This is a genomic window from Clostridium sp. UBA5988 (assembly GCF_002435615.1).
GTDB classification, from domain to species: Bacteria; Bacillota; Clostridia; order Clostridiales; family Clostridiaceae; genus Clostridium_J; species Clostridium_J sulfidigenes.
The window spans coordinates 1-17,829 of the sequence record NZ_DJBA01000068.1 but is presented as its reverse complement, the minus strand read 5'-3'; the positions used below and the strand labels follow the sequence as shown (position 1 = coordinate 17,829).

Genomic DNA, 17,829 nt, shown 5'->3' with positions numbered 1-17,829 from the left:
AAGTATAAAGGATGGATGTAAAATGATAAAAGCAATTAAAGGAAATATACCAATTATAGATGATACATGTTTTATAGCAGAAAATGCGACGGTAATAGGGGATGTAACTATAGGAGAAAATACTAATGTATGGTATAGCGTGGTAATTAGAAGTGATATGGATACCACCATTATAGGAAAAAATACTAACATTCAAGAAAATTCTACAGTACATAATGATTTTGGAATATCTACTAGGATAGGAGATAATGTTACCATAGGTCATAACTGCATAATTCATGGGTGTAATGTCGGAAATAATGTGTTAGTAGGAATGGGATCAATAATACTAAATGGAGCTGAAATTGGAGATAATACAATTATAGGAGCAGGGAGCCTTGTAACTCAAAATAAAATAATCCCAAGCGGAGTATTATGTATAGGAAGCCCAGCTAAGGTGGTAAGGGAGTTAACAGAAGAAGAAATTAAATCTATAAAGTCTTCAGCTGAGCATTATGTTAATATGGGAAGAGAGCATAAAGAAATTCAAGAGTAAAATAATTCTATTGAAACAATATAAGTTAGCCTTATAATAATCAATTTGAATTTTATGCAGTTTTAAATAATAAAATTATGCTAGGAGAGATAATTTTGATAAAGTTAGATGTAATAAAAAAAATGACTACAGAAGAAAAATATAAATACATGTTAATCCTCTTAGAAGGCCAGTTAAGTTCGGAAAAAGACATATATGCAAATATTTCTAATGCATCTGCCATTATATATGCTATTTTTGCTAAATTAAATTGGAGTGGATTTTACTTTGTAAAAAATGAAGAGCTAGTTTTAGGACCATTTCAAGGTTTACCAGCTTGTAATAGAATAGCTATAGGAAAAGGCGTATGTGGAACAGCAGTAGAAACTAAGAAAATTCAAAGAATAGATAATGTTCATGATTTTCCAGGACACATTGCCTGTGATTCGGCATCAAATTCTGAAATAGTAATTCCAATAATAAAAGATGATGTGGTTTATGGAGTACTAGATATAGATAGTTATGAATTTAACACATTTACAGAATTAGAAGAGAAATATTTAATAAAATTTGTAGATAAGCTTAATAAATATATTGATTGGAGTCAATTATAAATATAAGCGAAGTTTTAAAAGTGGATAGGAGAAAATAAATGATAGAATTAGGAAAAATTAATACTCTTAAAGTATCAAGAAGTTGTGAATTTGGATATTATTTAGATGCAGAGGGAAAGACAACTTCTGAAGACATACTAATACCAAAGGGAAATATAGTAGGTGAAATAGACGTAGAGGATGATGTAGATGTATTTGTATATCGAGACTCTAAGGATAGACCTATAGCTACTATGAAGCCAGTAGAAGCTCAAGTAGGAGAGTTAGCTTACTTAAAAGTAGTAGATAAGACTGGAATAGGATACTTTATTAGCATAGGTATAGAAAGGGATGTATTAGTACCATTTAGGGAAGCACCCTTTGAATTAGAAGTAGACAAAAAATATTTATTTTATCTATATGTAGATAAAACCAACAGAATAGCTGCAACAACTAGAGTAGATAGATACTTACATGATACTACTCATTATAATGTTGGAGAAGAGGTAGAAGGCGTAGTTTATGGAAAACATTCTAATGGAAATTTAGTTGTAGCTATAGATAATACATTCAGAGGGATTATATTAAAAAGTGAATGTTATGACGACATTTCCATTGGTGATAAAATAAAGGCTAGAGTAAAGAAATACTTTGATGATGGTAAAATTCAAATCACCACAAGAAAACCTCGTCTTGAGGAAATGGGAGAATTAGAGGAGGTTATTCTTAGCTACTTAAAGAAGAACCAAGGTTCAATGAGATTTAATGATAAGTCTAGTCCAGACGATATAAAAAAGTATTTTAAGGCTAGCAAGAATGCCTTTAAGAGATCTTTAGGGGCACTGATGAAAAAAGGACTTATAGATCAAGATGAAAATGGTACTAGGTTAAAATAAAAAATATAAATAAAGTAAAAGCTATCTCAGAATTATTTTGAGGTAGCTTTTTAAGTAATATTATATTTATTGAATAACAATAAATATTTATTGACGTAAAAAGCCTCTTGTGATAAGCTTTGGTTAGAGGTGATAAATTTGAAAAATATGTTATTTAGAAAGATACTATATATTGTATCAGTTTTATCCGTAGTTATAACTATAATAGCTGGAGCAACATTACCTAATATAGTAAATTGGTATCTTAGTAATATATCTACTGCTGGGTTAGATATAGGCGGAGGAATAAAAATATTCTTATATATAACTTATATACCATTTTTATTAATACTTATTTCAGTAATGAAATTAAGTGGAAAGCTATTAAAAGGAAGTCCTTTTTGTAAAGAGAGTATAAAGTCGCTAAAGGTGATAAGTATATGCTCATTCATAGCTTTTGTTACTTATTTAGCAGGAACAATATTCTTATATAAAAATTTAATTTGTATGGTTATAACTTTTGCTACCATGATGGTATTTATCATTTCTTCAGTAGTAAGAGAGCTTATAAATAATGGAATTGAACTACAAGAAGAAAATGATCTTACTATATAAGGAAGGTGGATTAATTGATAATTGTTAACGTAGATGTAATGATGGCTAAGAGAAAGATGAGTGCTACTGAACTTTCAGAAAAAGTTGGCATAACCATGGCTAACTTATCTATTTTAAAAAATAATAAGGCTAAGGCAATAAGATTTACTACATTAGAAGCTATATGTAAGGCCTTGGATTGTCAACCTGGTGATATATTGGAATATAAGGAGGAGTAATGAATAAGAAAGTTTTAGCTACAATATTAGGGATTGTAGTTACGATAATTTTACTATTAACTTATATTATAGTAAGACCTATAATATTTCCAACCTATACAGAATGCATAGAAGCCAATTGGAACATAAAATTACCTAAACCAGATAAACTAACTCTCATAGGAAGTACTAGAGGGGGTTTTGGCGGTGATGGAGATGAAATTAATGAAGTAATTTACCATGATGAAGAAGACTTAGAGAAATTAAATAATTCTTTTCAGTGGTTTAACTATGAGGAGATACCTTTTAAAATATCCTATGATGGTGTTATGCTATTGGAAGATAGAGATAAAATAAATCATAAGGAAATTAGTAGATCTGATGGCAATCCTGAAAAAGTACTAGAAAAACTAAGCAAAGAAGCTAAATATTTTTATATGGATAAAGATAATAAAGATGATTTTATTTTATTTATTTTAAAAGGTAATACTTTAGAAATATACGAATCTTATAGATGAATTAAGACGGAATAAAAAGATTGGAACTTCCAATCCTCTTATTTCGTCTTAATTTATATATTATTTACTCGGAAAATAGTGTCTAACTTATTATATCCAATACCATCAGGCAAAAGGTTAGAAAGTTTTGAGTATATCTCCATAGTTATATTAGGATCAACATCTTTAAAGTTTTCTATCATTTCAGAATAGAGAATTCTAAGTTCTTCAATATCATTTAGTTCCCTATATATTTGTTCTAAAAGATTATATCCTAGTAGTAAAGCTTCACTGTGAGAATATTCTTTAGCCAGATTTAATCCATCTTTAATTTTAGATATAGCCTCTTTATTAGAATCGATTTTCATATATAACTTAGCCATATACATTAAGGTAATGTCAAGACTAGGCTTATTATGGGAAGCCTTAAAGTTTAAGGCCTTATTAAAATATTCTAGGGCTGTATGAATATTATTTTCATTTGAATAGGCTAATGCTAAATTATTATAGATATATCCTTTATGTATTCCTAATTTATTTCCAAAACAATGAAGAAGTTTCTTATACAGAGTTATAGCTTCAAAGTTAGAATTTTTACTAAGATAACAGTTAGCTTTTAAAATTGTCCCGTCCATATATTCGGTTAAATTTTTACTAATATCAATGTTATCTAATAATTTATCTATATAAAGAATAGAATTATCAAAATCATTTAACTTTTTATAGGTTAAAGCTATATTATAGGTACAATTATAATAATTATTTTTATCCTTATTTTCTAAGCTAAAAGAATGGCATGTACATAGATATGCTAAGGCTTCTTCATAACAAAGGGTTTTGATTTTACACTTAGCTAATTTATTATATATAAATATCATATCATCATCTTTGGTAGGAATAGCATTATATAAGTCTAGGGTCTTAGAATAGCATATAAAAGCTTCATTAAATAGATTTTTATCATATAAGAGATTACCCTTTTTAATATACAGAGAAGGAAGTATATCTATCAACTTATTAAGTTCTCCAATATGAATTACCTCATCAAGTTCATCAGCAGTTAAATTTAACCTAAGTTTATCCGTGCAATAAGTTCTAGCTTTAGTTTCTTCACTTAATATCAAATCATTCATCCCCTTATTCAAGTAAAATAAAAATCCTTTTACTCATATTTAAGCAAATTAAATTATATTCATATATATTAGTCTATAGTAACTTAACAATTAGTGCAACATTTGGATAATATAAATGAAATGAAATTATTTAGACTGAAATTCTATGTATATCATAAAAACATGTGAAAATTTTATATATAAATAAAAAAATATGATAGAATTAACTATATAGAAAGTTGTTGTAACTATAAATCCTATATTATCATCATTATGTCATTTTTTGAACATGAAAGTTAGAGAAATTTATAATAATTTATATATTTGTAAAAGGATACGTATTTTAAATAAAAAAGTGATTCAATATTTTGAATCACTTTTTAAAAGATGGTTTTAAATTTTTAGCTTCGTATAGAATTTCTTTAGAGTTATCATATTTTTCCATTTCAATATAGAGTAAAGATAGTTTAATATATATATTTAAAATATTAGCTAAATCTGCATCTTTAAAAATTTTTATTAATATAAGATATATTTCTTCAAGTTTATTATTATCATTTAATTTTATATAAATATCTTCCAATATAGAGTAGCCTCTTATTAAAAACTCTGTATCACAATATTTCTCAGATAAAGCTATACCTTCATATAATAGTTCTATGGCTTTATCATATGAATTTTCTTTTACATATGCAGAAGACATATCTATAATACTACAATTCAAATTTTTAATATCATGTACTTTTCTAAAGCTAATTGATCTATTAAAATAGTCAATAGATTTGTTTATTTCATTTAATTCATAATAAATACATCCTATGTTATTATAAATCAATCCTAAATGAACTCCAATATTTTCACTAAAGTTATTTAGAATATCAAAATATATAGTTAAGGCAAGGTGGTAATCTTTTTTCTTAAGATAACAATTACACTTTAAGATAATGCTAATTATATACAAGTTTATATTAGTATCACAATCACATATATTTAGCAACTCATCTATATATATAAGAGCATTATCATATTCACCTAATTTTTTATATACAAGAGCTATATTATATAAACAATTTCTAAGATTAGTATAGTCATTAAACTCTTTACAATAAGAATAGGCTTTAAATAAATATGTGAGAGCTTCTTCATAGGATAGAGTCATAATCTTGCATTTAGAAAGCTTAATATATGCAAAAGATTTATTACTATTATCTTTATTATCATTATAAATTTCTAGTATTTTATAGTAATATATAAAGGCAGTATTATATGAATTTTCATCATATAGTAGATTTCCCTTTAATAAGTAAGATTTTAAAAGGATGTCTTCTAATTTGTATTTTTCACCTATTTTTATAACTTCTTCTAAATTTTTGTGACTTGAGGTTGAATCTAATTTCATATTACAATAGTTTCGTGCTTCTTCTTTTTCAGGAAGAAGTAGATAATTTACATCTAAATTTACATTAGTTTCAAGCTCATCAGCTTTGTTTTGCATAAACTTAAGATAATTTGCTAAGGTTACTCCAGTAAGATTTCTTTTATCGCTTTCAACCATGCTAATATAATTTCTAGAAACACCGATTTCTTCTAGTTCTACTTGCTTGATATTTAGTTGTTGTCTAAGAGCTTTTAATCTTTTTCCAGGACTTAAGAAATCCAAATTCTTCACCTCCTTAGTTAAATAGATGCAATCAATTATATTTTATAGGTAATTATATGTAAAGGCAATGCATAATTAGTTCCAGTATATGTATTAAATTTACTGTTTCACCTATTGTACCATTAGTATTCTTAGCTATATCTATAATAAAGTTTTATTATAGATATAGCTAAAATTTAATAGTGTAAGTAATTAATCTGTTAATAATTATAAGTTGTAAATTTGTATAGACATAGGCCCTTGTCCTTTTGGACCAGATTCTTCACCTATATCATATAATGAAATTCCGATAAAAGCAGTTAAAGTTAGTGCACATAAAAATACTATACCTTTAGTAAGTTTAGTTTTCATAAAATTCACTCCTTTTAAAATTTATATTAAGCTTTACAATTATGAACAAGATAAAATTGAGAATTATTTTAATGCACAATGTATCTTAAAAAAGTATATAATTAACAGTTGCTTTTTAAAAAGTATTGTTTATATGTCAATACAAGTTGAATATTGGTATATATTTAAAATGCATTTTCAGTAATTAATTATATTTTATAACATAATATGTATGAATACAATAATAAAATATAAAAAGTAACAACAAATTTACGTCATAAATCTCTTCTTATTGTATAAATTTGTATATAAGTGAAGAAGTAATTAAAATGTATTATAATTTAAAAGTAACTCATAAAAGGCGTTAATACAGTCCTTTATGAGTTACTTGTTATTTTATTGAAATTTGTCTTTTTTTATTTATCTTTGATAAATAGTTTAATTATTTCATTTATAACTAAAGGTATTAAGCTTAGAACAATAACAAGTCCCCAATCTGCTAAAGTTAGAGGTATAACATTGAACATTCTAGCAATAGGTGGTATATAAATAACTGCCATTTGTAATGATATACCAACAATCATTGCATATATTAGATACATATTTGAGAATAAACCAATCTTAAATATGGATTTATCAGAACTCCTCATATTTAAAGCATGAATTAGTTGAGTTCCACTAAGAACTACAAAGGCTATTGTTTGAGCATGCATTAAAGCTTCAGGATTATTAGCTATATTAGCAAGAGTAACTCCATCAGCTCCATATTTGTTAACTCCATAAACGAAACCTATAAGGGTTAATATACCAATTAACACACCATTAAATAAAAGAGTAAATAAAGAACCCTTAAATAAACTATCCTTAGGATTTCTTGGTTTATGTTTCATAACATCCTTATCACCAGGGTCTACACCAAGGGCAAGAGCTGGGAAGGAGTCTGTTATAAGATTAACCCATAATATATGAGTTGCATTAAGTGGTGCAGCCCATCCAAAGAGAATACCAAAGAATAGAGTAACAATCTCACCAGCATTACAAGAAATTAAGAATATTACAGATTTTTTTATGTTATTAAATATATTCCTACCTTCTTCAATAGCTGATACTATGGTAGAAAAGTTATCATCTGTTAATACCATGTCAGAGGCACCTTTAGCAACATCAGTACCTGTGATACCCATAGCTACACCAATATCAGCGGCCTTTAAGGATGGAGCATCATTAACTCCGTCGCCAGTCATTGATACAATATTTCCTTTAGATTTAAAGGCTTTAACTATTCTAACCTTATGCTCAGGAGATACTCGAGCAAAAACTCTTAGATTTTCACATCTACTTGCAAGTTCTTCATCAGTTAAGTTATCTATGTCAGCACCACTAGCTACTTGGTTTATATCTTCTGCTATAGATAGTTCCTTAGCAATGGCAAAGGCTGTATTTTTGTGGTCACCAGTAATCATTATAGTTTTTATACCAGAAGTTTTACAAATTTCTATAGAGTCTTTAACCTCTAGTCTAGGAGGGTCTATCATACCAATAAGACCAATGAAGGTTAAATCCCTTTCTAACTCATCAACTTCAACATGGGTAGAATTAACGATTTTAAAGGCTGAACCTAAAACCCTTAAAGCATCATCTGACATAGTTGTAGCAACCTTTAAGAAATTGTTTCTAATTTCTTCAGTCATAGGCACAGTTTCTCCATTAATATAAGCAGAAGTACATATATTAAGAAGATTATCAGTGGCACCTTTTGTCATTACATAAAATTTATCTTCATAAGAGTTTACTGTAGTCATTAGTTTTCTATCAGAATCAAAAGGTATTTCATCAACTCTTTTATGAGTTTTATCTAGCTCTTCTTTAAATACATTAAATATGTTACCCATATCTAAAAGTGCTATTTCTGTTGGATCTCCAGTTTTTGATGAAGCGGTAGAAGTAGCATCATTACAAAGAACTATGTTTTCAAGTAAAAGTTTTTCAACTTTATTATTTATGTTAAATTCTTTAACTTCATTTAGTTTATTATCTGCAAAGTATTTAACTACTGTCATCTTATTTTGAGTTAATGTACCAGTTTTATCAGAGCATATAATATTCACAGAGCCTAGAGTTTCTACAGAAGGTAATTTTCTGATAATGGCATTTTGCTTTATCATTCTTTGAACACCTAAAGCAAGAACTATAGTTACAATAGCAGCAAGACCTTCAGGAATAGCCGCAACAGCAAGGCTGATAGAAATCATGAACATATCAGTAACAGCTCTATCTTGTAATAAACCTACTGCAAACATAACAGCACAGATACCAATAGCAGCAATACCTAAAACTTTACCCAGTTGTTCAAGTTTCTTTTGAAGAGGTGTAAGTTCATTTTCACCGTCATCAAGCATTTTAGCTATTTTACCAATTTCAGTATTCATACCTGTAGCTACAGCTATACCTGTAGCTCTACCATAGGTAGCTAAGGTAGACATAAATACCATATTCCTTTTATCACCAAGAGATACTTTTTCATCTTCAAGGATAAGATTTGCATCCTTGTCTACAGGAACAGACTCACCAGTAAGGGCAGATTCTTCTACCTTAAGATTAGCACTTTCTATAAGTCGGATATCACAAGGAATAAATCTACCTGCATCGATGATAATTACATCACCAGGTACTACTTCCTCGGAAGGAATTTCTACTAATTCTCCATTACGCTTTACTATAGCTTTAGGTGTTGATAATTCCTTTAATGCATCAAGGGCCTTCTCAGCTTTAGACTCTTGAATCATTCCAACTGTTGCATTAACTAAAATAACAATACCAATAATAATTGCATCACTTATTTCTTTTCCTACAACTACAGATAGTATGGCTGCAACTATAAGGATATAAATTAGAATATCATTTAGTTGTGCAAAGAATAGTTGTACTTTAGTTTTTTTCTTTTTTGATGCCAGTTTATTAGACCCATACTTGGACCTAATTTCCTCAACTTGAGATGAAGTAAGACCAGTATCTGGGTTGGTGTTAAACTTACCTATAACATCGTCAATAGAGTCATTAAAATACATAAAATCACCTCATAATTAATAGTGTTAAGCCATACTCTAAATCTAAAATTTAGTTAGTAAAACTTACATAGATTTAATAAAAGTAAAAAAATATTCTTTTATTAATATTTGCAAAAACATAAACACATATGTAGGTAATGTATGTAAAAAGAAAAGACTCACATATAGCGTAAGCACTATACATGAGTCTCATTATTTAATGCAAAGCCAGACTTAAAGCCAAGATGTTGACATTGCCATAGGATAATCCTACTAATTACTCCCTCATATGTAATTATATTTTATATATAAATTATAAGGGATGTACTAATAAATTACAAGATATTTTTTATTAAAAATTAGCAAACAAATTAGGTATCATTCCATAGAATAATATGCCTAAAAATGCTGCAATAACAATAATTAATATAGGATGAATTTTAGTTTTATAAAGTAGAAAACCAACAATTGCAGCTATTATTAAACTGTTTAAATCTCTATAAGACTCATAGCTAAGAGTTATAAATACAGAAATTATAAGTCCAATAAGAGCAGGTCTCATTCCTTTTAAAGCATGAGCTAGTATCTTTGAATTTTTAAATTTATTAAAGAAGTAATTAGCAAAGGATATGAGTATGAAGGATGTAGTGACAACCCCTAGTGTAGATAGAACACTTCCTAGAATTCCGCCAGTTTTATAGCCTACAAAGGTTGCAGCATTTATAGCTATAGGACCAGGAGTCATTTGAGATATTCCTATGATATCCATGAAATCAGTTTGAGATAGCCAAGCATTGTTGTCCACAATTTCCTTTTGAATTAAAGGAAGCATAGCGTATCCACCACCAAAGCCGAAGGTTCCAATTTTAAGAAAGGCTAAATATAGCTTTAGTAATAGCATCTAATTTTCCTCCTTTGTATTTTTATAAGTATCAATGTGGTTATTTCTATTAATATATATTCCATATACAGCAGCAATAAGAATTAAATATACTGGATTTACATTCATAAATACACTAAGAATCACAGTGATTATTACAATAATTATATTAATAGCTGTTTTATCTAAAACCTTTGCCAAGCTATTTACACCTACTAAAATTAGTAGGGGAACGGCAGCATTGATGCCTTTAAAGATAAGTTCAATGAAATAAAGGTTTCTAAATTTACTGAAGGCCATAGCTATAATTACTATAATGATAAAAGAAGGAAGGGCTACACCTAAAAGTCCTAGGATAGCTCCTAGAACTCCATTAATTTTGTATCCAATGAAGGTGCAGCTATTTATTGCTAAGGCTCCAGGAAAGCTTTGAGATATAGCTATTATATCTATAAATTCATCTTTGTCTATCCAATGGTTTTTATCTACAACTTCTCTTTCAATAAGTGGAATCATGGCATAACCACCACCAAAGGTAAAGGCACCTATCTTAAAGAAGGTTATAAACATATTAATTAAAGTTTTCATAATTACCTCCTAAATTAATTTAATCTATAAATAGTAAGAAAATATAGCTAAAATCCCTAACCTTATTTATAATATAATTAAAGGACAAGGGGGTGTTCACATGGAGATATCAAAAGTAGGAAGAAATACTCCAATACAAAGAGAAAGTAAAGTTGTAAATAACAAACAGGACTTCTCTAAAAATTTTAGCTTTGCTAGAGAGCAAAAGTCAGAAGAAGATCTTAAGAAAATGCTTAAAAATATAAAATCTAAGGGTAGCAGACTTGTAATTTCAAAGTGCTATGCTGATGTTAGAGCTTATAAAAAAGAAATAAAAGAATACCTAGAATCAGTACTTTCATTTATGTATTCCATAAAAAAGGATATAAGCTTTTGGCAAACTCAATACTTTGTTACAGTAGAGACTATTGACAATAAATTAGAAGAACTAACACAGATGCTACTTAATGAAGAACGAGAAAACTTAGATATAGCTAGCACTATAGATGAAATATCAGGTCTCATTGTAGATATTTATAGATAAGCATAAAGTAATATCTCTAATTATCTTCATTATTAAGTTATACTATAATTTAATATTTTATATATTAAGTTAAGGACCACTGGTAATAAAAACACAATTACCAGTGGTATTTAATTATATTTTTAAACCTAAAGAAATTCATTATAGCTAGCATCTGATGGCATTCTTAAATCTCCTCTTGGGGAAAGGCTTATAGATCCAACCTTAGGACCATCAGGTAGAGCAGAACGCTTAAATTGTTGAGTGAAGAATCGAGTCATAAATTTATTAAGCCATTTACTAATTACTTCGTCATCATATGTCCCCTTAAAGGCAGCCTTAGCTAAGAATTCTATACGTTCCTTAGAAGCACCGTGCTTCATGAAATGATATAGGAAGAAATCGTGAAGTTCATAAGGTCCTACAATATCTTCAGTCTTTTGAGTAATGTTTCCATCTTTGTCCTTAGGAAGTAGCTCTGGACTTACAGGGGTATCCAAAATATCAATAAGGATTTTACTTATCTCAGGAGTGCTTTCATGGTCAGCCACATAATCTACTAGGTATCTCACAAGGGTTTTTGGAATAGAACAGTTTATAGAATACATGGACATATGATCTCCATTATAAGTACACCATCCAAGAGCTAACTCAGATAAATCCCCTGTCCCAATTAACAGTCCACCTTCTTTATTAGCAAGGTCCATAAGAATTTGTGTTCTTTCCCTTGCTTGAACATTTTCGTAGGTTACATCATGTTGCTCTACAGGATGACCAATATCTTTAAAATGTTGTAGGCAAGCAGGTACAATATTTATTTCTCTTAAGTCTGTACCTAGATACTTGCAAAGATCTAAGGCATTATTATATGTTCTATCTGTAGTACCAAAACCAGGCATAGTAATGGTTACAATATTTTCTCTAGGCATTTTCAACATATCAAAGGTTTTTACTACCACTAGAAGAGCTAGAGTAGAATCAAGACCGCCAGAAATTCCTATAACTGCCTTCTTTAATCCGGTATGTTCAAATCTTTTAGCTAGAGCTGAAGTTTGAATATTAAATATCTCTTTAGAGCGTTTATCTCTTTCAAGAGGATTACCAGGTACAAAAGGATGTTTATCTATATATTTATCAAAATTATTAATAGCTATATTATTAAAATCAAAGTATATAGTTTCCATATTAAAAGGAATTAAAACTTTATTATCTCTAAAGCTTATATTTTTTAATCTTTCAGCCTTTAATTTATCTATATCAATAATTGCTGTAATAATTTCATTTTCGCGATTAAATCTTTCATTTTCAGATAAGATTCCACCATTTTCACTGATTAAAAGATGGCCACTAAATAATACATCAGTAGTAGATTCAAAGACTCCACTAGAAGAATAGATATAAGAACTCATACATCTAGCACTTTGATTTTTAATTAAGTCTCTTCTATAGTCAGCCTTGCTAACTAGTTCATTAGATGAAGATAAATTACATATTACATTACAACCAGCTAAAGATAAGAAGCTACTTGGTGGAATAGTAACCCAAAGGTCTTCACAAATTTCCACTCCAATACTAATATCACCACTTCTAAATATTAGGTTAGTTCCAAAATATATATTGTCTTGGAAAGGAAGTTTAACTATTCTAGAAGTTATATTAAGACCACTGCTAAACCAACGTTTTTCATAGAATTCAGAAGCATTAGGTAAGTAACTTTTTGGAACAATACCTAAAACTTTACCATTAAAGATAAGATAAGCTGCATTATAAAGCACATCATCATATTCAAAAGGAGCACCTACAGCAAATAAGATATCTCTTCCTTCAGAAAATACACAAAGATTTTCAATAGCTACTTCTGCTTTTTTTAGTAGTTTTTGTTGAAAGAATAAATCAGCACAACTATAGGAGGTTATAGATAATTCAGGAAAAACTAAAATTTTAACTTGTTCTTCTATAGCTTTTTCAACACATTTTTTTATTTCATTTAAGTTAAAGTCAACATCTGCTACCTTAGTAATAGGACAAGCAGAACCAACCTTTATAAAGTTCATTAAACATCGCACCTTTCATATTAAAGATATTTTTTATATACGAGTTCTTTTTTTAGTTTTAGTTTTTTTAGGTTTATTACTCTTGATATTTTTTTTATTATGTAATTGTTCTTTCTCCACTATGGCAGTTTTTGTGGTTTCATTATGTTTTTTTATGCCTTTATTTTTAAGTTTAATAGTAGTTTTTTTAGCCACAGAAAATCCGAATTTTCCAATAGGCTTAGGAGCTAAACTAAAGTATTCACCATGAGAGTATGAAAGTAGGTCTCCTTTATCAAAGTGAATTTTTCCTTTTTCATCGATAAGTGTATTTTCCACATGACAGTTAACTATTTCAGCTAAAAATAAATCATGGGTACCTAGGGGAGTTATAGACTTTACCACACACTCAAAGGCAACGGGACATTGATTAATAATACCACAGGAAATATCCTTAGCTTCACTGAGAGACAAGTTCATATCCTTAAACTTGTCATTGGTTCTTCCACTTTTAACTCCACAGTAATCAACAGCTTTAACTAGATTACTAGAAGCTAGATTTACTACAAAGGAACCACTTTCTTTTATATATTCATAGGATAATCTTTCAGGACGAATAGCAACTGTAATCATAGGTGGCTTAGTACAAGCTGTACCTATCCAACCTACAGTAAAAACATTATCCTTTCCTTCAGAATTTCTACTAGTTATCATCACTGCTGGAACAGGATTTAGCATAATACTACCCTTAAAAGTAGTTTTAGCCATAATATCACATCACTTTCTAATTTTAACATAAACCTAATATAAATAAACTTAATTAATTTTGTCTCATATGTATTATATAGCAAGTTGGGTATATTTATCAAAAATAATAACCATCTAAGCTATAGATATTTATTATAGTACAATAATTTAAATTAATCTTTAATTTTGATTACTTGTTTTTAGTAGGTGTAAGAAATTTCGGGGAGTTTTAAGTGTAAACAGTATGTTTTTATTCATAACTTTAGATTATAATATAATTATAGGGAAATTCTTAACTTATATAAGGAGAATTTAGCTTCAATGAGTTAGGCTAAAATAACAACACATATTGACCTATAAAAAAAATTGATATATAATTAACTTGAACGCGGTTCAAACAAGGAGTAGATATAATGAATAGGTTCTCAGAAAACCCAAGAGAGATTATACTTAAAGGAGCAAAAGAAATTGCCTTAGAGAATGGAATTGCAGCAATAAATATAAGAGCTGTAGCCAGTAGATGTAAAATTTCAGTAGGTACAGTTTATAATTCATTCTCCACAAAAAGTGAATTAGTGTTAGCCGTTGTTGAAGATTTTTGGAGAGAGGCCTTTAATGATTTTCATACATGTTTAATAGGTGAAAAAAATATTTTTGAAAAGATAGAGTTATTATATAATAATATTTTTGTTTACTTAGATAAATTTCAAGAAAATTGGATAGATCAGTTATCTTTATTAAGTAGTAGTGAAAAATCTCTAGGAAGAAAAAAAGAACACGAATTTTTTAAAAAAGTTAGTGAAAGTATAGTTAATCTCTTAGATTCAGAAGATAATATTAGTGATGAAACTTGGACAGACAATTTAACTAAGGAAAAAGTGGCTAAATTTATTTTTAGTAACATGTTAGTTATGCTTAAAGCTAAGGAAGAGGATATAACTTTTTTTATAGAAGCATTAAAGAGAATTATTTATTTTAAATAAAGTTAAATAAAAATGCTGTATTAACTTACAGCATTTTGTACACATAAAAAATGAACTATGTTCAAATAAAAATGCGAGGTGACATATTATGCAAGGGATTATGGAAACACTTTTTGATATTCTTTATCTTTCAACAGTTATAATAATGGGAATTATTATGATTAAGAAAAGTGGACAAAATAAACAATACAGATTATTTGGAATTATGGCAGTGATTTTAGGATGTGGAGATGCATTTCATCTAGTTCCAAGGGCTTATGGATTACTTACCACTGGTTTAGAAGCTAATGCTGCGGCTTTAGGAGTAGGAAAACTAATTACATCTATTACAATGACTATATTTTATGTAGTTCTATATCATATATGGAGAATTCGTTATGATATCAAAGATAAAAAAGGCTTAACTAATATTATTTATGGATTAGCTATTGTTAGGATTATATTATGTGCATTCCCACAAAACCAATGGTTATCATATAATGCTCCAGTTTCCTGGGGAATATATCGTAACATTCCGTTTGCGTTAATAGGACTTATAATCATATGGATTTTCCATAATAAAATTAAAGAAAACAATGATAAAGGATTTAAATTTATTCCTATTGCAATAATTTTATCTTTTGGATTCTATATTCCTGTTGTACTATGGTCAAATACTTTACCGATCATAGGAATTCTTATGATACCTAAGACTTTAGCTTATGTATGGATTGTATTTATGGGATATAAAGAGATGAAAAAACTCTCAAACCCGCATGGTGTAAACAACTAGTTAACTATTTAAATATTTATATAGTTCTCTAGGTAAATATTTAAATAGTATCCTAGGTAAAATTTTAAATAGTTATATAAGATAAATTTTAAAAATTAAAATATTTATTATATTAAATATTTTTAAATTATAAATTCTTAAACTATTTGAAATAAATTATCCCTTTGAAAGACCTACTTAAAAATAAAATTTTTAAGTAGGTCTTTGCTATGGAGCTATGTAGTATAATATGTAAAAATAGTATAAAATATAGTTATTGAAATAGGTATAATAAGGAGTGATTAGGTTTATGGAATTAAGTTCAATTGATGTAGATAAAATTATAGAAGATCACTATAAGTTTTTTGAATCAAAGAAAAGTCGGGATATAGATTTTCGTATTAATCAATTAAGAAGTTTAAAGTCTGCTATAAAAAAGTATGAATATAAAATATATGAAGCATTATATAAAGATTTAGGAAAGTGTGAGTTTGAATCTTATACTACAGAGGTAGGCTTTATATTAAGTAGTATTAGTCACACTATAAAGAGTTTAAAGAAGTGGGCAAAGAAAGAAAAGGTGAAAACGCCTTTGTACTTATTTCCTGCAAAAAGTTTTATAATTTCAGAGCCCTATGGAACAGTTCTAATTATAGGACCTTATAATTATCCATTTCAACTTTTGATAGAACCTTTGGTGGGAGCACTTGCTGCTGGAAATTGTGTAGTATTAAAACCATCTGAAAATGTGCCCAATTTATCAAGAGTAATTACAGAAATGATTACTGAAACCTTTCCTAAGGAATATATACGCTCAGTGGAAGGTGGAGTAGAAACTAACACTTCATTGATTAATGGTACCTTTGATTACATCTTCTTTACAGGGAGTGCTCAAGTTGGAAAAATAATAATGGAAGCGGCTGCAAGAAACCTAGTTCCTGTTACTTTAGAATTAGGGGGGAAAAGTCCTGTAATTGTAGATGAAAGTGCAGATATAAGAGTGGCAGCTAAGCGTATAATTTGGGGCAAGACTATAAATGTAGGTCAAACCTGTGTAGCACCGGATTATGTAGTAGTAAATAACAAGGTGAAAGATGAATTAATTAAGGAATTAAAATTGCAAATTCAAAGCTTCTATGGTAAGGATGCTATGGAAAGTAAAGACTACGGAAGAATTGTTAATGATAGACATTTCCTAAGGCTTAAAAATATATTAGATAAAGAGGCAGATAAAATAATATATGGTGGAAAAGTAAATAGAGAAAAAAGATATATTGAACCTACACTTATAGATGCTTCATGGGAAGGGGCAGCTATGTCAGAGGAGATTTTTGGACCTATTCTTCCAATTATAAGCTTTAGTAATTTAGATGAGGTAATAGGAAAAATTAAGAGACTATCAAAGCCATTAGCTCTTTATTTATTTGCTGAAAACTATAAAGTAGAGGAAAAGGTATTAGAGGAAATTTCTTCAGGAGGCGCTTGTATAAATGATACAATAACTCATTTAGCTAATCCAGAGTTACCTTTTGGAGGAGTTGGAAATTCAGGTATAGGAGCTTATCATGGTAAAGAAAGCTTTAAGACTTTTTCTCATAGAAGAAGTGTTGTAAGAAAAACTACTAAAATAAATATCCCAATAGTTTTTCCACCTTTTAATAAAAAAAATCTAGATAATGTAAAAAAACTTATGAAATAAACGGCTGTATGTTAACTAAATCAGTATTAGAACTTATTATACAAGAGGATTTCACTAGGGGCTTTTAAATATATATAAATAAATTATATGGTGATAAAGGGGGATTTTCATGAAGATTTATATTTCTGTGGACATTGAAGGAATCAGTGGAGTAACTAACTGGGGTTTTACTCATGAAGGTGGCTAAGGTTGAAACTAGGCTTGAA

The 17,829-nt window shown here is 28.5% G+C and carries 19 protein-coding genes; 11 read left to right on the top strand and 8 right to left on the bottom strand.

The features are described from left to right. Window positions 1-22 precede the first annotated feature (22 nt). From B3J31_RS14840 to B3J31_RS14815, 6 genes are all read left to right on the top strand, one after another. Entirely contained in the window at window positions 23-535 is a 513-nt protein-coding gene (locus B3J31_RS14840) for a DapH/DapD/GlmU-related protein (RefSeq protein WP_150846065.1), read from the top strand. 95 nt (window positions 536-630) lie between these two features. Next, on the top strand, window positions 631-1,128 hold the full coding sequence (locus B3J31_RS14835) for a GAF domain-containing protein (RefSeq protein ID WP_150846064.1): 498 nt from the start codon (window positions 631-633) through the stop codon (window positions 1,126-1,128). A 38-nt stretch (window positions 1,129-1,166) separates the two neighbouring features. Further along, window positions 1,167-2,003 (top strand): CvfB family protein, encoded by an 837-nt coding sequence (locus B3J31_RS14830; protein WP_346866772.1) that lies wholly within the window; start codon window positions 1,167-1,169, stop codon window positions 2,001-2,003. Between the two features lie 147 nt (window positions 2,004-2,150). Then, the gene (locus tag B3J31_RS14825) at window positions 2,151-2,597 is read left to right on the top strand and encodes a DUF2975 domain-containing protein (protein WP_346866778.1); all 447 of its coding nucleotides are present in this window, start codon (window positions 2,151-2,153) and stop codon (window positions 2,595-2,597) included. Between the two features lie 38 nt (window positions 2,598-2,635). Continuing rightward, window positions 2,636-2,815: a helix-turn-helix domain-containing protein gene (locus B3J31_RS14820; RefSeq protein WP_035133168.1), complete on the top strand. Its 180-nt coding sequence runs from the start codon at window positions 2,636-2,638 to the stop codon at window positions 2,813-2,815. After that, a complete protein-coding gene (locus B3J31_RS14815; protein WP_346866771.1) occupies window positions 2,815-3,312 on the top strand; it encodes a hypothetical protein in 498 nt (165 codons plus the stop codon). Before B3J31_RS14820 ends, B3J31_RS14815 begins: the two co-directional genes overlap by 1 nt. Window positions 3,313-3,365: 53 nt before the next feature. Here the strand turns inward: B3J31_RS14815 and B3J31_RS14810 are convergent, their stop codons facing one another. From B3J31_RS14810 to B3J31_RS14785, 6 genes are all read right to left on the bottom strand, one after another. After that, window positions 3,366-4,415, bottom strand: coding sequence for a tetratricopeptide repeat protein (locus B3J31_RS14810; protein ID WP_167403142.1), 1,050 nt, complete (start codon window positions 4,413-4,415; stop codon window positions 3,366-3,368). A gap of 361 nt (window positions 4,416-4,776) precedes the next feature. Beyond that, entirely contained in the window at window positions 4,777-6,063 is a 1,287-nt protein-coding gene (locus B3J31_RS14805) for a helix-turn-helix domain-containing protein (RefSeq protein ID WP_150846060.1), read from the bottom strand. 207 nt (window positions 6,064-6,270) lie between these two features. After that, complete coding sequence (locus tag B3J31_RS14800) at window positions 6,271-6,414, bottom strand: hypothetical protein (RefSeq protein ID WP_167403141.1); 144 nt, start codon at window positions 6,412-6,414, stop codon at window positions 6,271-6,273. Window positions 6,415-6,809: 395 nt separating this feature from the next. Next, complete coding sequence (locus B3J31_RS14795) at window positions 6,810-9,461, bottom strand: HAD-IC family P-type ATPase (RefSeq protein ID WP_150846059.1); 2,652 nt, start codon at window positions 9,459-9,461, stop codon at window positions 6,810-6,812. 331 nt (window positions 9,462-9,792) lie between these two features. After that, a complete protein-coding gene (locus B3J31_RS14790; protein WP_150846058.1) occupies window positions 9,793-10,341 on the bottom strand; it encodes a chromate transporter in 549 nt (182 codons plus the stop codon). Then, window positions 10,342-10,908, bottom strand: coding sequence for a chromate transporter (locus B3J31_RS14785; protein WP_346866770.1), 567 nt, complete (start codon window positions 10,906-10,908; stop codon window positions 10,342-10,344). It abuts the gene before it with no gap. A 100-nt stretch (window positions 10,909-11,008) separates the two neighbouring features. Between B3J31_RS14785 and B3J31_RS14780 the strand changes: the two genes are divergently transcribed. Beyond that, window positions 11,009-11,431, top strand: a complete 423-nt coding sequence (locus tag B3J31_RS14780) for a DUF327 family protein (protein ID WP_150846056.1) — start codon at window positions 11,009-11,011, stop codon at window positions 11,429-11,431. A gap of 128 nt (window positions 11,432-11,559) precedes the next feature. Here B3J31_RS14780 and B3J31_RS14775 read toward each other — a convergent pair whose 3' ends face one another. Then, window positions 11,560-13,464: an NAD(+) synthase gene (locus tag B3J31_RS14775; protein ID WP_346866769.1), complete on the bottom strand. Its 1,905-nt coding sequence runs from the start codon at window positions 13,462-13,464 to the stop codon at window positions 11,560-11,562. A 33-nt stretch (window positions 13,465-13,497) separates the two neighbouring features. Next, window positions 13,498-14,211, bottom strand: a complete 714-nt coding sequence (locus tag B3J31_RS14770) for a flavin reductase family protein (RefSeq protein ID WP_346866768.1) — start codon at window positions 14,209-14,211, stop codon at window positions 13,498-13,500. A gap of 392 nt (window positions 14,212-14,603) precedes the next feature. Here B3J31_RS14770 and B3J31_RS14765 point away from each other — a divergent pair, with 392 nt between their 5' ends. The 4 genes from B3J31_RS14765 (at window position 14,604) to B3J31_RS17040 (ending at window position 17,810) form a co-directional block, all read left to right on the top strand. Then, the gene (locus B3J31_RS14765; RefSeq protein ID WP_346866767.1) at window positions 14,604-15,173 is read left to right on the top strand and encodes a helix-turn-helix domain-containing protein; all 570 of its coding nucleotides are present in this window, start codon (window positions 14,604-14,606) and stop codon (window positions 15,171-15,173) included. Window positions 15,174-15,261: 88 nt separating this feature from the next. Continuing rightward, on the top strand, window positions 15,262-15,945 hold the full coding sequence (locus B3J31_RS14760; protein WP_346866766.1) for a hypothetical protein: 684 nt from the start codon (window positions 15,262-15,264) through the stop codon (window positions 15,943-15,945). A gap of 280 nt (window positions 15,946-16,225) precedes the next feature. Next, window positions 16,226-17,623 (top strand): aldehyde dehydrogenase, encoded by a 1,398-nt coding sequence (locus tag B3J31_RS14755; RefSeq protein ID WP_414632054.1) that lies wholly within the window; start codon window positions 16,226-16,228, stop codon window positions 17,621-17,623. A 109-nt stretch (window positions 17,624-17,732) separates the two neighbouring features. Continuing rightward, window positions 17,733-17,810: a M55 family metallopeptidase gene (locus B3J31_RS17040; protein WP_414632874.1), complete on the top strand. Its 78-nt coding sequence runs from the start codon at window positions 17,733-17,735 to the stop codon at window positions 17,808-17,810. Window positions 17,811-17,829 lie beyond the last annotated feature (19 nt).

Excerpts from the sequence above, each read along its gene's own strand:
- B3J31_RS14765 (WP_346866767.1), top strand. The coding sequence starts at position 14,604 with ATGAATAGGTTCTCAGAAAACCCAAGAGAGATTATACTTAAAGGAGCA.
- B3J31_RS14785 (WP_346866770.1), bottom strand. The coding sequence starts at position 10,908 with ATGAAAACTTTAATTAATATGTTTATAACCTTCTTTAAGATAGGTGCC.
- B3J31_RS14760 (WP_346866766.1), top strand. The coding sequence starts at position 15,262 with ATGCAAGGGATTATGGAAACACTTTTTGATATTCTTTATCTTTCAACA.
- B3J31_RS14775 (WP_346866769.1), bottom strand. The coding sequence starts at position 13,464 with ATGAACTTTATAAAGGTTGGTTCTGCTTGTCCTATTACTAAGGTAGCA.
- B3J31_RS14770 (WP_346866768.1), bottom strand. The coding sequence starts at position 14,211 with ATGGCTAAAACTACTTTTAAGGGTAGTATTATGCTAAATCCTGTTCCA.
- B3J31_RS17040 (WP_414632874.1), top strand. The coding sequence starts at position 17,733 with ATGAAGATTTATATTTCTGTGGACATTGAAGGAATCAGTGGAGTAACT.
- B3J31_RS14780 (WP_150846056.1), top strand. The coding sequence starts at position 11,009 with ATGGAGATATCAAAAGTAGGAAGAAATACTCCAATACAAAGAGAAAGT.
- B3J31_RS14800 (WP_167403141.1), bottom strand. The coding sequence starts at position 6,414 with ATGAAAACTAAACTTACTAAAGGTATAGTATTTTTATGTGCACTAACT.
- B3J31_RS14825 (WP_346866778.1), top strand. The coding sequence starts at position 2,151 with ATGTTATTTAGAAAGATACTATATATTGTATCAGTTTTATCCGTAGTT.
- B3J31_RS14790 (WP_150846058.1), bottom strand. The coding sequence starts at position 10,341 with ATGCTATTACTAAAGCTATATTTAGCCTTTCTTAAAATTGGAACCTTC.
- B3J31_RS14820 (WP_035133168.1), top strand. The coding sequence starts at position 2,636 with ATGATGGCTAAGAGAAAGATGAGTGCTACTGAACTTTCAGAAAAAGTT.
- B3J31_RS14795 (WP_150846059.1), bottom strand. The coding sequence starts at position 9,461 with ATGTATTTTAATGACTCTATTGACGATGTTATAGGTAAGTTTAACACC.
- B3J31_RS14840 (WP_150846065.1), top strand. The coding sequence starts at position 23 with ATGATAAAAGCAATTAAAGGAAATATACCAATTATAGATGATACATGT.
- B3J31_RS14830 (WP_346866772.1), top strand. The coding sequence starts at position 1,167 with ATGATAGAATTAGGAAAAATTAATACTCTTAAAGTATCAAGAAGTTGT.
- B3J31_RS14815 (WP_346866771.1), top strand. The coding sequence starts at position 2,815 with ATGAATAAGAAAGTTTTAGCTACAATATTAGGGATTGTAGTTACGATA.